Below are 401 nucleotides of genomic sequence, written 5' to 3' on the forward strand. Positions count from 1 at the left end.
GGATTTTCCCGGTCACACCGGCGCCGGCACAGATCAACCCCAGGGAAAAGATCGCGCCGCGATGGGCGTTGACGCCGCCGGTCGCCTCCAGCATCGCCGCCTCGGCCCGCAAGCCGATCGCCCGCAGGTCGGCCATTCCGGCGCCTTCGCAGCCCGCCGACACGAGCGCGACGAAGAAGGGCCGGATCGCCGCCGCGCTCCGGCGTAGGGTGCCGGCGTCCATGTCGTGGTGGCTGCCGGAATCGATCGGGCTCACGAGACCGGGCTTGGGCCACGTCTCCAACTCATCGATCAGCGCCGCGTGCGCGAGATCCGCCACGCGCTCGGGCCAAGGTTCCGAAGCGTGCCGCTTGTCCTGAACGCACAGGTCAAAAATGCGGCTTCTCCAACGCGGATTCGAT

1 protein-coding gene is annotated in these 401 nt (G+C 68.8%); it reads right to left on the reverse strand.

Features of this window, described 5'->3' with window-relative positions; translation table 11 throughout:
* Positions 1–401: triphosphoribosyl-dephospho-CoA synthase (locus GVJ63_RS22080; protein ID WP_200843145.1), on the reverse strand; the 401-nt coding region annotated here is incomplete at both ends.

The sequence above is a fragment of the Pantoea sp. 18059 genome (genome assembly GCF_902706165.1).
Classification (GTDB): domain Bacteria; phylum Pseudomonadota; class Gammaproteobacteria; order Enterobacterales; family Enterobacteriaceae; genus Pantoea; species Pantoea agglomerans.